Annotated in this window: 18 protein-coding genes; 4 read left to right on the forward strand and 14 right to left on the reverse strand. The window is 71.2% G+C overall.

Translation table 11 applies throughout. The features are described 5' to 3' along the window. Window positions 1–32: 32 nt before the first annotated feature. Window positions 33–917 (reverse strand): TatD family hydrolase, encoded by an 885-nt coding sequence (locus tag H7A72_RS12780; protein ID WP_185220779.1) that lies wholly within the window; start codon window positions 915–917, stop codon window positions 33–35. Beyond that, window positions 917–2,716 carry a methionine--tRNA ligase gene (gene metG, locus H7A72_RS12785; RefSeq protein WP_185220780.1) on the reverse strand — a complete coding sequence of 600 codons (1,800 nt, stop codon included), beginning with the start codon at window positions 2,714–2,716 and terminating at the stop codon, window positions 917–919. Before metG ends, H7A72_RS12780 begins: the two co-directional genes overlap by 1 nt. Before the next feature lie 91 nt (window positions 2,717–2,807). Here metG and H7A72_RS12790 point away from each other — a divergent pair, with 91 nt between their 5' ends. Further along, window positions 2,808–3,404, forward strand: coding sequence for a DUF4126 domain-containing protein (locus tag H7A72_RS12790; RefSeq protein ID WP_185220781.1), 597 nt, complete (start codon window positions 2,808–2,810; stop codon window positions 3,402–3,404). A 29-nt stretch (window positions 3,405–3,433) separates the two neighbouring features. On the opposite strand, the gene H7A72_RS12795 is transcribed toward H7A72_RS12790, so the two are convergent. After that, entirely contained in the window at window positions 3,434–4,024 is a 591-nt protein-coding gene (locus tag H7A72_RS12795; RefSeq protein ID WP_185220782.1) for a TetR/AcrR family transcriptional regulator, read from the reverse strand. A 145-nt stretch (window positions 4,025–4,169) separates the two neighbouring features. On the opposite strand from H7A72_RS12795, the gene H7A72_RS12800 reads away from it, so the two are divergent. Both H7A72_RS12800 and H7A72_RS12805 read left to right on the forward strand, forming a co-directional pair. Further along, window positions 4,170–4,352: a hypothetical protein gene (locus tag H7A72_RS12800; RefSeq protein ID WP_084452418.1), complete on the forward strand. Its 183-nt coding sequence runs from the start codon at window positions 4,170–4,172 to the stop codon at window positions 4,350–4,352. Between the two features lie 103 nt (window positions 4,353–4,455). After that, window positions 4,456–5,223, forward strand: coding sequence for a CPBP family intramembrane glutamic endopeptidase (locus H7A72_RS12805; protein WP_084452421.1), 768 nt, complete (start codon window positions 4,456–4,458; stop codon window positions 5,221–5,223). A gap of 9 nt (window positions 5,224–5,232) precedes the next feature. On the opposite strand, the gene H7A72_RS12810 is transcribed toward H7A72_RS12805, so the two are convergent. Genes H7A72_RS12810 through H7A72_RS12825 form a run of 4 tightly spaced genes read right to left on the reverse strand, consistent with a single transcriptional unit; the run spans window position 5,233 to window position 9,630 of the window. After that, a complete protein-coding gene (locus H7A72_RS12810) occupies window positions 5,233–6,132 on the reverse strand; it encodes a hypothetical protein (protein WP_084452423.1) in 900 nt (299 codons plus the stop codon). Window positions 6,133–6,161: 29 nt separating this feature from the next. Next, complete coding sequence (locus H7A72_RS12815) at window positions 6,162–6,905, reverse strand: succinate dehydrogenase/fumarate reductase iron-sulfur subunit (RefSeq protein WP_072625386.1); 744 nt, start codon at window positions 6,903–6,905, stop codon at window positions 6,162–6,164. Between the two features lie 2 nt (window positions 6,906–6,907). Further along, a complete protein-coding gene (locus tag H7A72_RS12820) occupies window positions 6,908–8,899 on the reverse strand; it encodes a fumarate reductase/succinate dehydrogenase flavoprotein subunit (protein ID WP_084452425.1) in 1,992 nt (663 codons plus the stop codon). Between the two features lie 17 nt (window positions 8,900–8,916). Next, entirely contained in the window at window positions 8,917–9,630 is a 714-nt protein-coding gene (locus H7A72_RS12825) for a succinate dehydrogenase cytochrome b subunit (protein WP_223277646.1), read from the reverse strand. Window positions 9,631–9,766: 136 nt separating this feature from the next. Between H7A72_RS12825 and H7A72_RS12830 the strand changes: the two genes are divergently transcribed. Further along, window positions 9,767–10,456, forward strand: a complete 690-nt coding sequence (locus tag H7A72_RS12830; protein ID WP_084452429.1) for a hypothetical protein — start codon at window positions 9,767–9,769, stop codon at window positions 10,454–10,456. A gap of 175 nt (window positions 10,457–10,631) precedes the next feature. On the opposite strand, the gene hemL is transcribed toward H7A72_RS12830, so the two are convergent. The 7 genes from hemL to H7A72_RS12865 form a co-directional block, all read right to left on the reverse strand. Continuing rightward, window positions 10,632–11,963 (reverse strand): glutamate-1-semialdehyde 2,1-aminomutase, encoded by a 1,332-nt coding sequence (hemL, locus tag H7A72_RS12835; RefSeq protein WP_084452431.1) that lies wholly within the window; start codon window positions 11,961–11,963, stop codon window positions 10,632–10,634. A gap of 286 nt (window positions 11,964–12,249) precedes the next feature. Continuing rightward, a complete protein-coding gene (locus H7A72_RS12840) occupies window positions 12,250–12,729 on the reverse strand; it encodes a MarR family winged helix-turn-helix transcriptional regulator (RefSeq protein ID WP_084452433.1) in 480 nt (159 codons plus the stop codon). Then, entirely contained in the window at window positions 12,726–13,709 is a 984-nt protein-coding gene (gene hemB / locus H7A72_RS12845) for a porphobilinogen synthase (protein WP_185220783.1), read from the reverse strand. Before hemB ends, H7A72_RS12840 begins: the two co-directional genes overlap by 4 nt. Then, a complete protein-coding gene (locus tag H7A72_RS12850) occupies window positions 13,706–15,343 on the reverse strand; it encodes a uroporphyrinogen-III synthase (protein WP_185220784.1) in 1,638 nt (545 codons plus the stop codon). Before H7A72_RS12850 ends, hemB begins: the two co-directional genes overlap by 4 nt. Then, window positions 15,340–16,299: a hydroxymethylbilane synthase gene (gene hemC / locus H7A72_RS12855; protein WP_185220785.1), complete on the reverse strand. Its 960-nt coding sequence runs from the start codon at window positions 16,297–16,299 to the stop codon at window positions 15,340–15,342. Before hemC ends, H7A72_RS12850 begins: the two co-directional genes overlap by 4 nt. Next, on the reverse strand, window positions 16,296–17,570 hold the full coding sequence (locus tag H7A72_RS12860) for a glutamyl-tRNA reductase (protein WP_084452441.1): 1,275 nt from the start codon (window positions 17,568–17,570) through the stop codon (window positions 16,296–16,298). Before H7A72_RS12860 ends, hemC begins: the two co-directional genes overlap by 4 nt. Then, complete coding sequence (locus H7A72_RS12865) at window positions 17,567–18,250, reverse strand: redox-sensing transcriptional repressor Rex (protein WP_185220786.1); 684 nt, start codon at window positions 18,248–18,250, stop codon at window positions 17,567–17,569. The genes H7A72_RS12860 and H7A72_RS12865 overlap by 4 nt, the downstream gene beginning before the upstream one ends. Window positions 18,251–18,326 lie beyond the last annotated feature (76 nt).

An 18,326-nucleotide genomic window follows, 5' to 3' on the forward strand; every position in this document is an offset into this window, starting at 1 on the left:
ACGCGAAGGTCAAGTTTTGATAACGGGCGGCGCTATGACGTCTGCCACGAGCCGTAGACCCGCTCGCTGTTGGCCGAGATCGCCGAGCACATCGTCGGCACGTCGACCCCGAGGGTGCGGGCCATGACGCGCACCGTGTGGGGCAGCAGGTAGGGGGCGTTGGCGCGACCCCGCTCGGGCGTCGGAGTGAGGTAGGGGGCATCGGTCTCGGCGAGGACCTGCTCGAGGGGTGTGTGCGCCAGCGCCTCACGCAGCCCGGTCGCGCTCTTGAAGGTCACGGTGCCGGCGAAGGAGAGGTGGTAACCCCGCTCGACGCACTCACGGGCCATCGCGAGGTCACCGCTGAAGCAGTGCAGCACGGTCGTCTCCGGGGCCCCCTCCTCGGCGAGGATGCGCAGGATGTCGTCGTGGCTGTCGCGGTCGTGGATCTGCAGCGCCTTGCCCGTGCGCTTGGCCAGGTCGATGTGCCAGCGGAAGGACTCCTGCTGCACGGCGTGCCCGTCGGGCCCGGTGCGGAAGTAGTCGAGGCCCGTCTCGCCGATGGCGCGCACCCGCGGGTGCGCGGACAGCTGCTCGATCTCGTCCCACGCTTCTTGGAGGCGGCCAGCCTCCGCCAGCGCGGGAATCTCGTTGGGGTGCAACGCAACTGCACCGAGCATCGTCGGGTGACGGTCGACCTGGTCGACGGTGAAGCGGGCACTCTCGAGGTCGCAGCCGACCTGCACCACCCGGTCGACCCCGACCGACGCGGCGGTGGCGAGCGCCGCGGCGACGTCCCGCGTGGTCCGCTCGTCACCCCCTTCGGGAGCAATGGCGTCGGCGACGTCACGACGGCGGATGTCGAGGTGCGTGTGGTTGTCGACGACGGCCACCGGCAGCGGGTCCGGGTGCGGCGCGACGCCCTCGCGGTCGCCCATCAGCCCTCCCCCAACATGGCCGCGCGCTCGGTGGCGACGACCTCCTCCGCGTCGAGCTTGACGAAGACCGGGCTCGGCTTGGCGATCGGCGTGCCGACGGTCACCGGGGTCGGCTCCCAGCGGGGGAAGCCCGAGTAGTCGCCGGTGATGACCGGGTAGCCGGGGCCACCGTCGAGGTCCTCGACGTCCTCGACGTGCGGCATCGGCACCAGGGCGCCCTCGCCCCCGAGGACCGCGTCGACCCGGTTGGCCGCGTGCGGGAGGAAGGGGGCGAGCAGCAGGTTGCAGTCGCTGACGCACTGGGTGAGCGTGTGCAGCACCGTCGCCAGCCGCTCGCGCTGGTCCTCGCCCTTGAGGCGGAAGGGCTCGGTGTCGGTCACGTACTTGTTGACGTCGCCGACGACTCGCATGACCTCGGCCAGCGCGGCCTTCTGCCGGTGGCGCGCGAGCAGCCCGCCGACCTCGTCGAAGGCGGCGGCGACGCGGGCCAGGAGCGCCCGGTCGACGTCCTCGAGGTCACCCGGCTGCGGGATCTCGCCGAAGTTCTTGGCGACCATCGACGCGGTGCGGTTGACGAGGTTGCCCCAGCCGGCGACGAGCTCGGAGTTGTTGCGCTGGACGAAGTCCGGCCAGGTGAAGTCGGCGTCCTGGTTTTCCGGGCCGGCGGCGCAGATGAAGTAGCGCAGCGGATCCGGGCCATAGGCCTCGAGGACGTGCCGCACGCCGATGACGTGGCCCCGGCTGGAGGAGAACTGGCGGCTCTCCATCGTGAGGAACTCGCTGGAGACGACCTCGGTCGGGAGGTTGAGCTCGCCGTAGGGGCCGGGCTCGCCCCCCTTCGCCCCCTTGCCGGAGTAGGCGAGCAGCTCCGCCGGCCAGATCTGGCTGTGAAAGGTGATGTTGTCCTTGCCCATGAAGTAGTAGGACAGCGCCTCGGGGTCGTTCCACCACTCGCGCCAGCGCTCGGGGTCGCCTTGGCGGCGGGCCCACTCGATGGACGCGGACAGGTAGCCGATGACCGCGTCGAACCACACGTAGAAGCGCTTCGTCGGGTACTTGGTGGCCAGCTCGCCCGGCAGCGGGATGCCCCAGTCGATGTCGCGCGTCATCGCCCGCGGGCGGATGTCGTCGAGGATGTTGAGGCTGAAGCGGATGACATTGGGCCGCCACGTGCCGGTGGCCTCGCGGCCCTGGAGGTACTCGCGCAGGGCGTCGGCCAGGGCCGGCAGGTCGAGGAAGAAGTGCTCGGTCTCGCCGAACTGCGGCGTCGAGCCGTCGATCTTGCTGCGCGGCTGCTTGAGGTCGCTCGGCTCGAGCTGGTTGCCGCAGTTGTCGCACTGGTCGCCGCGGGCCTCCTCGTAGCCGCAGATCGGGCAGGTGCCCTCGATGTAGCGGTCGGGCAGGGTGCGGCCGGTGCGCGCGTCGAGGGCGACCTGCTGGGTCTGCTCGATGAAGTAGCCGTTGGCCCGGCACTGCTCGAAGAGGTCCTGGACGACCTGGTAGTGGTTGCGCGAGGTGGTGCGCGTGTAGAGGTCGTAGGAGCAGCCGAGGTCGGCCAGCTCGTGGGCGATCGTCGCGTGATGGGTGTCGACGAGCTCGCGTGCCGTCGTGCCCTGCTTGTCGGCCAGGACGAGGATCGGGGTGCCGTGCTCGTCGGAGCCACTCACCATGAGCACGTCGTGCCCCGCCATGCGCATGTACCTGCTGAAGACGTCGGAGGGGACACCGAACCCGGCGACGTGGCCGAGGTGGCGCGGTCCGTTGGCATAGGGCCAGGCGACGGCGGAGAGAACCTTCATGACCTCATCCTAGGTTCCCAGCCCACGCCGTCCCGCGCCGCTAGCCTGCCGGGACGAGGTGCGTGAGCGCCCGCCGACGAGAGGGGCATCGATGATCGCTGCACTCACCGGGATGGGGCTGAGCGCCGCCGCCGGTCTCAACGCCTACATCCCCTTCATCATCGTCGCGCTGCTCGCCCGCTTCACCGATGCCGTCGTGCTGCCCACGGGCTTCGAGTGGATGGAGTCGTGGTGGGCGATCGGCATCGGCGCGGTGCTGCTCGTCACCGAGATCACCCTCGACAAGGTGCCCGCGGTCGACAGCCTCAACGACGCGGTACAGACCGTGATCCGCCCCGGGATGGGTGGGCTCATGGGCGCCGCCACCGCCGGCGCGAGCACGCTCGACGAGTCGACGTGGATGCAGGAGCACGCCTGGGTCGGGGTCGTGCTCGGCATCGTCGTCGCCGGGCTGGTCCACACCGGCAAGGCGGCCTCCAGACCGGTGATCAACGCCGGCACGGCGGGCTTCGGCGCGCCGGTCGCCTCGACCGCCGAGGACGGCGCCGCCGTGGGCATCACCCTCGTCGCGATCTTCCTGCCCCTGCTCGTCGTCCTCGTGCTCGTCGTCCTCGCGGCGGCGCTGGTCTGGGTGCTCAGCGCGTGGCGCCGGCTGCGCCGGCGACGACAGGCCCGGCTCGCCGCCTGACCCGATGCGGCCTGACGGGCCCGACGCGGTCAGTCGACGTGGACGAAGGCCTCGATGATGCGCCGTCCGACTCCGCGCACATAGGCCTCGCGCTCCTCGACCGGCCGGGTCAGCGCACTGTTGAGCACGCCCTCCATCGCGGCGATGACCGCCTGCGCACCGGTCTCGGCGTCCTCGACCTGGGCGAGCACGAGGATCTGCCGCACGATCCCGTCGATGCGGTCACGTGCGGGGGCCATCGCCGCGGCGATCTCCGGCTGACGGGTCGCCTCCTGGCTCAGCTCGGCCTTGGCGGTCCAGGCCTCGGGCTCGTCGAGCCACGAGACGAAGAGGTCGAGCGCTCGCTCGACGAGCCTGACCTCGTCCTCACCGGCCTGCTGCTGCCGACCGAGCTCTTCGATGCTGTCGATGAGGCCGGCGGCGATGAACTCGGTGAGGGCGGTGACCAGGGCCAGCCGCGTGCGCAGGTAGCCCGAGGTGCTCCCCTGCGGCAGCCCGGCCTCGGCGTCGACGGCCCGGTGGGTCAACCCCCGCATGCCACCGGCCGCCACGACCCGAGTCGCGGACTCGAGAATCAACCGCATCCGCGGGGAGAGCTCGGTGCTGTCAGTGACGCTCATCCGGCTCACGCTACCCGTTCCCACGGCCCCGTCAGGGCCGCCCGCGGGGACGTGACCCGGCCCCGGACGGCCGAGTTGACGCGATCTTTCTACGGGTGTAGTTTAGTCTATGTCTTCAACAGATGTAGAAGGGATTGACACCATCATGAGCATCGCCTCCATCACCACCTTCGTCACCGTCTCGCTCGTGCTCGTCGGCCTCGCGCTGGCGCTCCTCCTCGTGACCGTCGGCGTCGCCGCCTTCCAGTTCTTCGCGGCCAACCGTCCGGTGCGCGTCGCCCGTCAGGAGAGCATCCGGACGTACTACCGTCAGGCCGCCTTCAGCTGATCCATCGCTGACGAAGGGAGGACCGCCGCCGTTCCCCCCTTCGCCCCCGGGCCGGGGTCCACGCCGGCGACGACGCCACGGACCCCGCGCCTACGCTGAGGCCATGTCCTCAGCCCCCGAGCCCCTGGCCCCCCGGACGGCCGTCACCGAGACACTTCTCGTTCTCGGGGTCTCCCTGGGCGCCTCGGCCCTGTGGTCGGCCCTGTCGCTGCTGCGCAAACTCACCGCCGACCAGAGGCTGTCCGGTCAGGTCACGTCGATGAACCAGTCCGTGACCCCCGACCAGCCGTGGCTGGACCTGGCCCACCAGCTCGTCGGCATCGCACTGGCGCTGGTGCCGGTCGCCCTCGCCCTGCACCTGCTCGCCCGGCAGCACCGCCGGCCCACCCACCTCATCGGGCTCGACACCCGCGCCCCGGGCCGCGACCTGCTCCAGGGACTCGCTCTCGCCGCAGCGATCGGGATCCCCGGCCTGGGTCTCTACCTCGCCGCCCGCGCCCTCGACCTCAACACGACCATCGCCGCGTCGGACCTGACGCAGGCGTGGTGGACCGTGCCCGTCCTCGTCCTGGCCGCCGGGCAGAACGCCCTGCTCGAAGAGGTCATCATGCTCGGCTACCTCTTCACGAGGTGGCGGGAGGCCACATGGTCCCCCGTCGCGATCGTCGTCGCCAGCGCCCTCGTGCGGGGCAGCTACCACCTTTACCAGGGCATCGGCGGCTTCGTCGGCAACATCGCGATGGGGCTGCTGCTCGGCGCGGTCTACCTGCGGGTGCGCCGGGTCATGCCGATGTTCATCGCCCACTGGGTCATCGACATCGTCGCCTTCGTCGGCTACGCGCTGCTCGTCACCCGCGTGGCCTGGCTGTGAGCCCGCGGCTCACAGGTCCTCGTCGCCGAACTCCTTGAGCGTGCGCGCACCCGCCGGGGCCTTCCAGTTCTCCCGGCTGGATCCCCAGTCGCTGAAGCTCAGCGTCGTGCGCGCCGGGTAGGTGCCGTAAGTCATCTTCAGCAGCGCGGCGTTGCCGTCGGTCGACAGCCACACCTGGCGCTGCTGGTCGTTGCCGCCCTCCTTGCCCGCCTTGTTCAGCTGCAGGAGGTAGGCCCACTCGTCGCCCATGGGGACGGTGCTCGCCGGGCTGCGGCGGACGTCCTCGGGCGTCAGCCCCACCCCGAAGAAGCTGCTCTTGAGCAGGCGGTGCGGCTTGTACTGCTCGACCGGCGACTGCTGGCGCGGCACCTTGACCCACTCTCCGACCCGCTTGCGCAGCGGGCTGTCGAGCTTGGGCTTGCGGGTGTCGATCCACTGCTGGTCGACCCGCAGGTAGTGGTCCCAGCCGACGACGATGCTCTCCATCGTGCCGCCGCCCGGGAGCTCGAGGGTGGTGCGCGAGATGCCTGCGTCCGAGGTGACCTGCTGGGCCAGGCCCGCGGTCGACCCCTCCGCGTGGATCTTCATCTGCATGTCCCGCTCGGTGTCGTGCAGGGTGCCGCGGATCGTCACCGACGACGCAGCGTCCATGTAGGTGCGCATGTCGTCGGCCAGGGCCACCGGGTCCGGCGTCTGGGGCTTGGGGCCGGTCGGGTCCCCGCTCGGCGAGGTCGACGACGATGCGGTGGCATCGTCCGTCGGTGTCGGCGTCAGCGTCTCCACCGGCTCCCCCGAGCTCGAAGGGGGTGCCTGCCCGGGCAGCAGGGCACACCCGGAGACGGACAGCGCCACGGCGCCGGCCAGCAGCAGGCTGGCGCGGCGCCGTGGCGCGTGGTCACGCGCAGTCATGACGATCCCCTCGTCGTCTGCTCGCGGGCTCAGAGAGCGCCGCGCGCCGCCTTGCGCAGGTCGGCGTTGAGCGTGCTGATGACGTCGAGCGGGATCTCCTTGGGGCACGCCGCCGCGCACTCACCGATGTTGGTGCACCCGCCGAAGCCCTCGAGGTCGTGCGTCTCGAGCATCTTGACGACCCGGCCGCCGCGCTCGGGCTGACCCTGCGGCAGCTCACCCAGGTGGGTGACCTTGGCGCCGAGGAAGAGCATGCCCGAGGCATTGGGGCAGGCCGCGACGCAGGCGCCGCAGCCGATGCACTTGGCCGAGTCGAAGGCCCGGTCGGCCTTGTCCTTGGGCACCGGCACCGAGTGCGCCTCGGGGGCCGCGCCCGTGTTGACCGAGATGAAGCCGCCCGACTGGATGATCCGGTCGAAGGCGCTCCGGTCGACGACGAGGTCGCGGATGACCGGGAAGGCGTTGGCCCGCCACGGCTCGACCGTGATCGTCTCGCCGCTGCGGAAGGAGCGCATGTGCAGCTGGCAGGTGGTCGTCCGCTCGGGGCCGTGGGCCTCTCCGGAGATCATCAGGCCGCACATGCCGCAGATGCCTTCGCGGCAGTCGCTGTCGAAGGCGATGGGCTCGGTGCCCTCGGCGATGAGCTGCTCGTTGAGGACGTCGAGCATCTCCAGGAAGGACATGTCCGGAGAGATGTCCTTGAGCTGGTAGGTGACGAGTTCGCCCTTCGCCGTGGGTCCGGCCTGGCGCCAGATCTTGAGGGTCAGTTCCATGCTCACTTGTAGCTCCGCTGCTTCAGCTCGATGAACTTGTAGTTCAGGTCTTCCTTGTGCAGGACGGGCGCGCCGTCGCCGCCGAACTCCCATGCCGCGACGTAGGCGAACTCGTCGTCGTGACGCAGCGCCTCACCGTCGTCGGTCTGCGACTCGGCGCGGAAGTGGCCGCCGCAGGACTCGCGACGGTGCAGCGCGTCGATGCACATGAGCTCGCCGAGCTCGAGGAAGTCGGCGACACGGCCGGCCTTCTCGAGGCTCTGGTTGAGGGTGTCGGCCTCGCCGAGCACCCGGACGTTGGTCCAGAACTCCTGCTTGAGGTCGCGGATGAGGCCGATGGCCTTGCGCAGACCCGCGTCGCTGCGCTCCATCCCGCAGTACTCCCACATGATGTTGCCGAGCTCGCGGTGGAAGGAGTCGACGCTGCGCTCGCCGTTGATCGAGAGGAACTTCTCGATCCGCTCGGTCACCGACGCCTTGGCCTCGACGACCGCCGGGTGGTCCTCGGAGATCTTGTCGAAGGGGCCCTTGGCGAGGTAGGAGCGCACGGTGTTGGGCAGGACGAAGTAGCCGTCGGCGAGGCACTGCATGAGCGACGAGGCGCCCAGACGGTTGGCGCCGTGGTCGGAGAAGTTGGCCTCACCGACCGCGTACAGGCCCGGGATCGAGGTCTGCAGGTCGTAGTCGACCCACAGCCCGCCCATCGTGTAGTGCACGGCCGGGTAGATACGCATCGGCGTCTCGTAGGGGTTCTCCCCTGTGATCCGGGCGTACATGTCGAAGAGGTTGCCGTACTTCTCCTCGACGGTCTCCCGGCCCATCCGCTCGATGGCGGCGGCGAAGTCGAGGTAGACACCACGCCGCATCTGGCGCTTGTTGCCGTCCTGGTCGACCTCGTCGACGAGCGGGCCGACACCGCGGCCCTCGTCGCACATGTTCTTCGCCTGGCGCGAGGCGATGTCGCGGGGCACGAGGTTGCCGAAGGCCGGGTAGATCCGCTCCAGGTAGTAGTCGCGGTCCTCCTCGGGGATCTGCCGCGGGTCCTTGTCGCAGTCCTCGGCGCGCTTGGGCACCCAGATGCGACCGTCGTTGCGCAGCGACTCCGACATCAGGGTCAGCTTCGACTGGTGGTCACCGGAGACCGGGATGCACGTCGGGTGGATCTGCGTGTAGCAGGGGTTGCCGAAGTAGGCGCCCTTGCGGTGGGCCCGCCAGGCGGCGGTGACATTGCAGCCCATGGCATTGGTCGAGAGGAAGAAGACGTTGCCGTAGCCGCCGGTGGCCAGGACAACGACGTCGGCGAGGTGGGTCTCGATCTCACCGGTGACCATGTCGCGGGCGATGATGCCGCGGGCGACCCCGTCGACGAGGACGACCTCGAGCATCTCGTGGCGGCTGTACTCGGTGACGGTGCCCTTGGCGACCTGCCGCTCCATGGCCTGGTAGGCGCCGATGAGCAGCTGCTGGCCGGTCTGGCCTGCGGCGTAGAAGGTACGGGCGACCTGGACGCCACCGAAGGAGCGGTTGTCGAGCAGACCGCCGTACTCGCGGGCGAAGGGAACACCCTGGGCGACGCACTGGTCGATGATGTTGGTACTCACCTCGGCGAGGCGGTAGACGTTGGTCTCGCGGCTGCGGTAGTCGCCGCCCTTGACCGTGTCGTAGAAGAGGCGGTAGGTCGAGTCACCGTCGTCGTTGTAGTTCTTCGCGGCGTTGATGCCACCCTGCGCGGCGATCGAGTGCGCGCGCCGGGCGCTGTCCTGGTAGAAGAAGCTCTTGACGTTGTAGCCGGCCTCTCCCATGGTCGCTGCGGCGGAGGCACCGGCGAGGCCGGTGCCGACGATGATGACGTCGAGCTTGCGGCGGTTGGCCGGGTTGACCAGGGCGTTGTCGAACTTGTGCTGCGTCCACATCTTGTCGATGGGCTGGTCCGGAGCCTTGGTGTCCGCGATGGGCTCACCCTCGGTGAAGTACTCGCTGAGCGTGTCGGTCATGTGGTCAGTGCTCCTGGTCAGACGAGGTTGAAGAACAGCGCGAGCGGCGGGATGAGGAAGCCGACGACGACCACCGCGGCGATGACACCACCGAGGGCGCGGGCGCGGGAGCGGGCCACCGCGGTCCGGTTGAGGCCCATGGTCTGCGAGGCGCTGTAGACACCGTGGTAGAGGTGCATGCCCAGCGCGATCATCGCCAGGACGTAGATGAGGACGACCCACCACAGCTCGAAGCTGGCGCTGATCATGACGAAGGGGGATTCCTTCACCGCGTCGGCGTCGGCCGAGGAGTTGAAATTCGGCTTGACGACGGTGAAGTGGATCAGGTGGAAGATCACGAAGAGCAGGAGCGCGAGACCGCCCCAGCGCATCGTGCGCGAGGCGAAGGTCGAGGAGATGTTCTTCTTCGCCTGGTACTTGACCGGGCGTGCGGCGTTGTTGCGCGCGATGAGCTTCAGCGCGGCGTAGACGTGCCCGATGATCGCGAGGATGAGCACGACCCGCACGATCCACAGCAGTCCGCCGTAGGGCAGCATCGGCTCGCCGAAGGTGCGCAGGTGGTGGGCGTACTCGTCGAAGGCCTCCTGCCCGGCGAGCGCCTTGAGGTTGCCGTACATGTGCAACAGGACGTACAGGATGAAGATGACGCCGGTGCCCGCCATGAGGTATTTCAGCCCGATGGAGGAAGACGCCACCCCCTTCTTCTTCGCGGGGAGGGTCGTAGTAGCCACGGGGTCAAGGTACCGCCTTGTGAGCAGGCACACGTAGCCGGGGCGGCCCTCCCACGGTGTGATGTTTGCCCGGTTACCGTGACGTAATAGACAACACATTCGTCCCGGAAATCCGGGGCTGGCGAGGAGTGAGGACATGGACGACAGCGCTGCCGAGACGATCGTCTCCGCGACGACACCCCGCGGCGAGATCGCCCTGCGGGAGCGGGCGCACCCCGACGGCAGCGGCTCGGTCGTCCACGAGCTCGTCGTCGCCGGCGTCTTCGCCATGGACAGCCTCGACACGTCGACCGAGACCGCGCTGGCGGTCGAGGCGCTGACCCGGACCGCGGCCCCCGGGCGGGTGCTCGTCGGCGGCCTCGGTCTGGGCTTCACAGCCTGGCAGGTCCTCAAGGACAAGCGGGTGCGCCAGGTCGACGTCGTCGAGATCGAGAGCGACCTCGTCGAGTGGGCCCGGCTCGGCCTGGCCCCGACACTCGGCCTGGTCGCCCGCCACCCCCGCGTGCGCGTCCACGCCGGCGACATCGCACCGGTGCTCGCCGGCGCCGCGACCCCCTTCGGCCCGTGGGACCTCGTCCTGCTCGACGTCGACAACGGCCCGAGCTTCCTCGTGCACGCGGGCAACGAGCGCATCTACTCCCCCGAGGCCATGCGCGGGGCTCTCGACCAGGTCTCCCCCGGCGGCACCCTCGCCATCTGGGCCGCCCAGCCCGAGCCCGACCTGCTCGTGTCCCTGGCCACTCTCGCCCCGACCGAGGAGGTCCTCCTCGAGGTCGAGCGCGAAGGGCGCACCCTCACCTACGCCCTCTACCTCACCCGCCCCTGACGTCACCCTGGCTGGGCTGGGAGGTGGGGTCCGGTGCCAGAGGCCGACAAGGGTGGGTCCGCGCGACTCAAGCCGACGTCGAGAACGACGACGTGACCACACGACGACGAAGGACTTCGGCCCAGCGCGGACCCACCCTCTCTCGGCCGACCCTGACCGGCCCGAAAGGACTGGCTCAGCCGGCAGCGGCCGCCTTGGCAGCGGCGGGCAGGGCGGCGCGGATGACGTCGAGGGCCTCGGTGTCCAGGGCGCCGGAGACGAACCACGCCTCGAAGGCGCTCGGCGGCAGGTGGACGCCGCCCTCGAGCATCGCGTGGAAGAAGCGCCCGTAGGCCGAGGTGTTCTGCGCCTGCGCGTCGGCGAAGGAGCGCACCGGCTCGTCCCGGAAGAAGATCGAGAACATCGACCCGGCCCACTGGACGGTGTGCGCGACCCCCTCGGCGGACAGGGCGTCGGAGGCGGCGTCGGCGATGGTGCGCGCGCTCTCGAGCAGGCGCGGGTAGAGCTCGTCGGTGCACGCCCGGAGCGTCGCGAGCCCGGCCGCGGTGGCGACGGGGTTACCCGAGAGCGTGCCGGCCTGGTAGACGGGCCCGTCGGGCGCCAGCCGCGCCATGAGGTCGGCGCGGCCGCCGAAGGCCGCAGCGGGGAAGCCGCCACCCATGACCTTGCCGAAGGTGAACAGGTCCGGGGCACCGCTCGGGTAGCCGCCGGGGTGGGCTCCCTCGGCACCGGTCTCGAGGCCGTACCAGCCCGAGCGGCTGCAGCGGAACCCGGTCATGACCTCGTCGCTGATGAGCAGTGCCCCGTGAGCAGACGTGATCCGACGCAGCGCCTCGGTGAACCCGGGCGCCGGCGGCACGACGCCCATGTTGCCGGGCGACGCCTCGGTGATCACCGCGGCGACCTCCTCCCCGCGCACGGCGAAGAGCTCCTCGACCGCGCCCAGGTCGTTGTAGGGCAGCACCACGGTCTCCCCCGCTGCCGACGCGGGCACGCCGGCCGAGTCGGGCAGCGCAAAGGTCGCCACCCCCGAACCGGCCTGCGCGAGAAGGGCGTCCACGTGGCCGTGGTAGCAGCCGGCGAACTTCACGACGACCGAGCGGCCGGTCGCGCCCCGCGCCAGACGAAGGGCGGACATCGTCGCCTCGGTCCCCGAGGAGACGAGGCGCACCTGCTCCAGCGGCTCCACGCGCTCGACGATCTCGGCGGCCAGGGCCACCTCGTTCTCGCTCGGGGTACCGAAGGAGAATCCCTTGGCCGCGGCGTCGGTGACGCTGGCGAGCACGTCGGGGTGGGCGTGCCCGAGGATCATCGGGCCCCACGAGCAGATGAGGTCGACGTAGCGGTTGCCGTCGACGTCGGTGAGCCAGGGACCGCGGGCGCTGTCGATGAAGCGCGGCACGCCACCGACCCCGCGGAAGGCCCGCACCGGCGAGTTGACGCCGCCGGGGGTGACCTCGCGGGCGCGGTCGAAGAGAGCCTGGGATGCGGTGGTCGAGAGCGTCATGCCCTGATCCTCCCAAATCCCGGTCGCCCGCTCCCCGAGGAGGCGCTCGCCATGATCGAGCAGGCGATGGCGCGCCGGGCGTGACCGGGATGAGCGCAGATGGCCGGGATGTCCGGACCTGGCCGTGCAATTGCGCGGTCACGTCCGGACATCCCGGCCATCTCAGGACTTCCCGGCCATCAGGACCGTGTGAGAGCGAAGGGAGGGTCAGCGCCCCTGGATGTCGGCGATCCGGGCCCCGACCTCGTCGGCGGCGTGCCGTGACGCAGCCAACAGCCCGACGAGGTCAGTCGTCGAGCCCGATCTCGTGGTGCTGCGGTGCCATCCGGTCGCGCAGCGCGGCCATCGCCTCGCCGAGCGCGGCGAACTGCTGCGGCGTGAGCACGTCGACGAGGTGGCTGCGCACGGAGGCCACGTGGGTCTGCGCGATGCCCTCGAGAGCCTCGCGCCCGGCGTCGGTGAGCGAGATCTCGACCCCGCGTCCATCGTCGGTGGAGCGGCACCGCTCGACCCAGCCGCGCTTCTCCAGCCTCGAGGCCGTGTGGGTGACGCGGGAGCGCGACTGGATGATGTCGTCGGCCAGGCGCGACATCCGGGTGCGCTGCCCGGGTGACTCCGAGAGCATCGAGAGCAGCTCGTACTCGGTCAGCTGGATCCCAAGGGGGGCGAGGTCGTCGACGAGTGCCCGCTCGAGGAGCCGCGACCCGCGCAGGTAGGCCCGCCAGTGCTGCTGCTGCTCGTCGTCGAGCCAGACGTCGTCGCTCACAGTCGGCCGGCGATCTCGAGGGCGAAGTAGGTGAGCACGATCTGGGCGCCCGCGCGCCGGATGTGCAGGAGCGACTCCATGACGGCTGCGTCGCGGTCGATCCAGCCCCGCTCGCTCGCGGCGACGATCTGCGAGTACTCCCCCGAGATCTGGTAGGCCGCCACCGGCACCGGCGAGATCTCGGCGGCCGCCGCGATGACGTCGAGGTGCGGCTGGGCCGGCTTGACCATGATGAAGTCCGCGCCCTCGGCGAGGTCGAGCTCGATCTCGCGCAGCGCCTCGGTCGCATTGGCCGGGTCCTGCTGGTAGGTCGCGCGGTCGCCGCTCAGCGAGGACTGCACGGCCTCGCGAAAGGGCCCGTAGAGCGCGGAGGTGTACTTCGCCGCGTAGGCCAGGACGAGCGTGTCGGTGTAGCCGGCCTCGTCGAGGGCGGCGCGCACGTGGGCGACCTGGCCGTCCATCATCCCGGACAGCCCCAGGACGTGGGAGCCGGCGGCGGCCTGGGCCAGCGCCATGTCGGCGTAGCGCTCGAGGGTGGCGTCGTTGTCGACGACGCTGCGCCCGTCGAGCGTCGTCGTGAGCACCCCGCAGTGGCCGTGGTCGGTGAACTCGTCGAGGCACAGGTCGGTCATGACGACCAGCCGATCGCCGACGGCGTCGACGACCGCCCGGGTGGCGATGTTGAGGATGCCCTGCGGGTCGTCGGCCCCGGAGCCACGTGCGTCCTTGGTCTCCGGCACCCCGAAGAGCATGATCCCGCCGATGCCCGCCTCGACGCAGGCGCGCGCCTCCTCGACGAGCGAGTCGAGGGTGTGCTGGACGACGCCGGGCATCGAGGAGATCTCCACGGGCGCGGAGATGCCCTCGCGGACGAAGACCGGCAGGACGAGGTCCGCCGGGTGCAGCCGCGTCTGCGCCACGAGACGACGAAGGGGGACGCTCCCCCGCAGTCGTCGCGGTCGCACGACCGGGCCGCTCACCCCTTCGCCTTGCGTCGGGCCGTCGACTTCTTGCGCCGCTGGCTGGGACGGGTCGGCTCCTCGACCGCCTCGGCCGCGGCCGCCGCGAGCTCGCGACCGTGGTCGGCGAGGGCCTCGACGAGGCTGTCGCCGGTCGCCTCGGGGGCCAGGACGTCGACCCGCAGGCCGGCCTCCTCGGCGGTCTTGGCGGTGGCCGGACCGATGCACGCGATGATCGTCGACGGGTGCGGCTTGCCGGCGATGCCGACGAGGTTGCGCACGGTCGAGGACGAGGTGAAGACGACGGCGTCGAAGGCGCCCTGCTTGATGGCATCGCGCACCGGCGCCGGCGGCGGGGTTGCGCGCACCGTGCGGTAGGCGGTGACGTCGTCGACCTGCCACCCCATGTCCTGCAGGCCCGCGACGAGGGTGTCGGTCGCGATGTCGGCCCGCGGGAGGAAGACGCGGTCGATCGGGTCGAGGACCTCGTCGTAGGGCGGCCACTCCTCGAGCAGTCCGCGGGCGGACATCTCGCCGGACGGCACGAGGTCGGGCTCGAGGCCCCAGTCGCGCAGGGCGTCGGCGGTGACCCCACCGACGGCGGCGATCTTCAGCCCGGAGAAGGCGCGGGCGTCGAGCCCGAACTCCTCGAACTTCTCGCGGATCGCCTTGACGGCGTTGACCGAGGTGAAGCCGATCCACTGGTAGCGACCGGTGACGAGCCCCCGGACGGCACGCTCGACCGCCTGCGGGGTCCGCGGCGGCTCGACGCTGATCGTCGGGACGACCTCGCTCGTCGCGCCGTGGCCGAGCAGCTGCTTGGTCATCGGCCCGGCCTGGTCCTTGGTGCGCGGGATGAGCACGTGCCAGCCGTAGAGCGGCTTGGTCTCGAACCACGACAGGGCGTCGCGCATGCCGACGGTCGACCCGATCACCGCGAGGAGCGGCTCGTCGAGGTCGGCGAGCGCCTCGGCTGCGGCGTCGAGGGTCGTCTGCCGGGTGGCCTGCTGGGTGGTCGTCCCGCCCCGGGTCAGGGCGACCGGGGTGTCGGCCGCCCGACCGGCCGCGATGAGCTCGCCGAAGGCCGGCGCGATGTGCTCGGGCAGGCCGAGCAGCACGAGCGTGACGTCGTCGGCGACCGAGTGCGACAGGTCGGCCCGCTTGGAGCCGCTGAGGCTGATGACGTGCAGCGCCCCGGTGCCACGTGCGGTGAGGGGCACCCCCGCGTAGGTCGGCACGGCGCTCACCGACGAGACCCCGGGGACGATGTCGAAGTCGATGTCGGCCTTGACCAGCGCCTGCGCCTCCTCGGCCAGGCCGTTGAAGGTCGCGGGGTCGCCGTCCATGAGTCGCACGACGAGCCCGCCCTTGTGCGCCTTGGCGGTCTTGACGACGAGCTTGGCCCGGGACGCGTGCGTCAGCTGCTGCCCGTGCTCGCCGTGACTGGCGTCGACGACGTCGACGTCGTCGCCGGTCATCGAGGCGACGATGGCCTCGTTGGTCAGCTGGTCGGTGATCACCGCGTCCGCGCGCCTCAGCAGGTCGACGGCGGCGACGGTCATCAGTGACGCGTCACCCGGTCCGGCGCCGACGAAGGCGACGCGGGCCGGCCGGCGAGCGGCGGTGGTGGCGGTGGCAGTGCGCTGGGGGGTCACTGGGCATGCTCCGAAGCGGTCGGGGGGTGGGTGGCGGTCAGGTCGGCGATGGCGGGGGCGCCGTCGTCGACGAGGGTGCGGGCGAGCCGGCGGCCGAGCTCCTCGGCCTGCTCGAGGGGGCCGGTGGCGGACCGACGCAGGTCGCTGGAGCCGTCGGTCGCGGCGACGACGGCCCGCAGCGACAGCACGGGACCGTCGACGTCGTCGACGACCTCGGCGAGCGCGCCGACGGGTGCGGCGCAGCCGGCCTCGAGCTCGGCGAGGATCGCGCGCTCGGCGGTGACGGCGGCCCGCGTGTCGGCGTCGTCGAGGGGACGCAGGGCGGCGAGCACCCGATCGTCGTCCTCGCGGCACTCGACGGCGAGCGCGCCCTGGCCGGGCGCCGGCAGCATCTGGATCGGGTCGAGGACCTCGGTGACGCGGTCGCGCAGGTCGAGCCGGGTCAGGCCCGCGTGGGCGAGCACGATCGCGTCGAGCTGGTCCTCACCGGGGCCGACCATGTCGAGCCGGGTGCCGAGGTTGCCGCGGATGTCGCGGAAGCGCAGACCGAGGCCGAGCGCGGCCAGCTGGGCCCGACGTCGCGGCGACCCGGTGCCGACGACGGCGCCCTCGCCGAGCTCGCCGAGGGTGAGCCCGTCACGGGCGCACAGCGCGTCGCGCGGGTCGACCCGCGGCGGGATGGCGACGACGACGAGCCCCGGCTCCGGTGCGGTCGGCAGGTCCTTGAGCGAGTGCACGGCCAGATCGATCTCGCCGTCGTGCAGCGCCTGGCGCAGCGCGCTGGCGAAGACCCCGGTGCCGCCCATGCTGGCGAGCGAGGCGCGGTTGGTGTCGCCCTCGGTGACGATCTCGACGAGCTCGACGTCGTGGCCGGCGGCCCGCAGAGCGTCGGCGACGTGGCCGGACTGGGTCGTGGCCAGGGCCGAGCGACGGGTCCCCAGACGAAGGGAGGTCACAGGACACCTCCGTCGGCGTGCAGGTCGAAGAGCTGACGCAGGGCATCCTCGTACTCGCCGAGCCGACCGTCGACGGCCAGCTCCTTGGCGCGCACGGTCGGCTGGTGCAGCAGCTTGTCGACGATCCGGTGGACGGCCCGCTCGACCTCGGCCCGGTGCTCGGCACTCATGTCGGGGGTGCGCTGGTCGAGGCGGCCGAGCTCACGCTCGACGACCTGCTGGGCGGCCGCGCGCAGTGCCCGGACCGTCGGCGCGGCCTGAGTCGCCGCGCGCGCACCGAGGTGCCGGGTGACGGCGTCACCGACGAGCGAGCGCGCCTGCTCGACCTCGGGGACGGTGCCGCTGGAGCCGAGGAGCTCGCCGAGCTCGGCCAGGCCCAGACGCACGACGCCCGTGAGGTCGGCGACCTCGTGGCCGATGTCGTGCGGGAGGGCGAGGTCGACGAAGGCCTGCCGCCGACCGCCGCGCGCCACCTGGGCGTCGGCGACGTCGGCCAGCGTGATCGCCAGACCGGTCGAGCCGGTGCAGGAGATGACCACATCGGCGTCGGCGAGGGCCTCGGCGAGCTCGTCGAGGGGACGGGCGGTGCCCTCGAGCCGCTCGGCGAGCGCGACCCCCCGCTCGTGGGTGCGGTTGACGACGGTGAGCCGCTCGGCACCGCGGCGCACGCTGCTCGTCGCGGCCAGGGCGCTCATGGCGCCGGCACCCACGACGAGGACGTGGGCGTCGGCGAGCGGGCCGACGTGCTGCTCCGCGGCGTCGAGGCCGGCACCGACGAGCGAGCGCGAGACCTCGTCGATGCCCGTGTCGGAGTGCACCTGCTTGCCGGTGCGCAGGGCCTGCTGGACCAGGGAGTTGAGGCTGGAGCCGACGTGCCCGTCCGCCTGGCCGCGAGCCAGTGCGTCACGCAGCTGCCCGAGGATCTGCGACTCTCCGACGGCCATCGAGTCCAGGCCCGCCGCGACGTTGAAGACGTGGGCGACGGCGGCGTCGCCGTAGTGGAGGTCGAGGTGGGTCTTGAGGTCGTCGTGGGTGATGCCGGTCGACGAGGTGAATGCCTCGGTGAGGTCGGCGACCGCGCCGTGGAAGCCGCTGACCTCGGCGTAGATCTCGGTGCGGTTGCAGGTCGCGACGACGACGTGCTCGCTGATGTCGGGGCTGTCCGAGGCCGCCGCGAGGATCTGGGCGAGGCTGGCCTCGTCGAGCGCCGCCCGCTCCAGCACGGAGATGGGGGCACGTCGGTGGTTGAGGCCGAAGGCGAGCAGACTCATCGGCCCGCCGCCTCGTCGAGGAGCTCGTCCGAGCCGCCCACGCGCTGTTGCTCGTGGAAGGCGAGGATCTGCAGCTCGGTGGACAGGTCGACCTTGCGCATGTGCACCCCTTCGGGAACCTGGATGGCCGTCGCGGCGAAGTTGAGGATGGAGCTGACACCGGCCGCGACGAGCAGGTCGGCGACCGCCTGGGCGGACGCCGCCGGGGTCGCGATGACCCCGATGCACGCCTCTCCGGGGACGACGAGGGAGGTCAGCGCCCCCATGGGCTGGATCGCCAGCTCGTCGACGCTGTCGCCGACGATGGCCTCGTCGCGGTCGAGGAGCGCGACGACCTTGAAGCCCTTGGTCGCGAAGCCCCCGTAGGAGGCCAGGGCCCGACCGAGGTTGCCCATGCCGACGATGATCACGGGCCAGTCGTGGGTCAGCCCCAGGGCCCGGGAGATCTGGTAGGTCAGGTGCGCGACGTCGTAGCCGACTCCGCGGACACCGTAGGAACCGAGGTGGCTGAGGTCCTTGCGCAGCTTGGCGGAGCTGACGCCGGCACTGTGGGCGAGCTCCTCGGAGGAGACGGATTGCACGTCCTGCGCGGTCAGCTGGCCCAGGGCCCGGAGGTATCCGGGAAGTCGCGCGACCGTCGCATCGGGGATCTCCCGCTTGGCGGCCTGATCGACTGACACGGCTGGGCTGCGCTCCTCTCGCGGTCGTGGGGCGAGCGGCGCCGAACGACCGAACGACTCGAGATTACGCTCTTGT

It is taken from the genome of Janibacter sp. YB324 (assembly GCF_014217915.1).
In the GTDB taxonomy this organism is placed as follows: Bacteria; Actinomycetota; Actinomycetes; order Actinomycetales; family Dermatophilaceae; genus Janibacter; species Janibacter indicus.

What these genes read in the sequence shown, in the direction of transcription:
- H7A72_RS12815 (WP_072625386.1), bottom strand. Translation starts at nt 6,905, where the DNA reads ATGGAACTGACCCTCAAGATCTGGCGCCAGGCCGGACCCACGGCGAAG.
- H7A72_RS12805 (WP_084452421.1), top strand. Translation starts at nt 4,456, where the DNA reads ATGTCCTCAGCCCCCGAGCCCCTGGCCCCCCGGACGGCCGTCACCGAG.
- H7A72_RS12830 (WP_084452429.1), top strand. Translation starts at nt 9,767, where the DNA reads ATGGACGACAGCGCTGCCGAGACGATCGTCTCCGCGACGACACCCCGC.
- H7A72_RS12820 (WP_084452425.1), bottom strand. Translation starts at nt 8,899, where the DNA reads ATGACCGACACGCTCAGCGAGTACTTCACCGAGGGTGAGCCCATCGCG.
- H7A72_RS12860 (WP_084452441.1), bottom strand. Translation starts at nt 17,570, where the DNA reads ATGAGTCTGCTCGCCTTCGGCCTCAACCACCGACGTGCCCCCATCTCC.
- metG (WP_185220780.1), bottom strand. Translation starts at nt 2,716, where the DNA reads ATGAAGGTTCTCTCCGCCGTCGCCTGGCCCTATGCCAACGGACCGCGC.
- H7A72_RS12795 (WP_185220782.1), bottom strand. Translation starts at nt 4,024, where the DNA reads ATGAGCGTCACTGACAGCACCGAGCTCTCCCCGCGGATGCGGTTGATT.
- H7A72_RS12780 (WP_185220779.1), bottom strand. Translation starts at nt 917, where the DNA reads ATGGGCGACCGCGAGGGCGTCGCGCCGCACCCGGACCCGCTGCCGGTG.
- H7A72_RS12810 (WP_084452423.1), bottom strand. Translation starts at nt 6,132, where the DNA reads ATGACTGCGCGTGACCACGCGCCACGGCGCCGCGCCAGCCTGCTGCTG.
- H7A72_RS12790 (WP_185220781.1), top strand. Translation starts at nt 2,808, where the DNA reads ATGATCGCTGCACTCACCGGGATGGGGCTGAGCGCCGCCGCCGGTCTC.
- H7A72_RS12800 (WP_084452418.1), top strand. Translation starts at nt 4,170, where the DNA reads ATGAGCATCGCCTCCATCACCACCTTCGTCACCGTCTCGCTCGTGCTC.
- hemL (WP_084452431.1), bottom strand. Translation starts at nt 11,963, where the DNA reads ATGACGCTCTCGACCACCGCATCCCAGGCTCTCTTCGACCGCGCCCGC.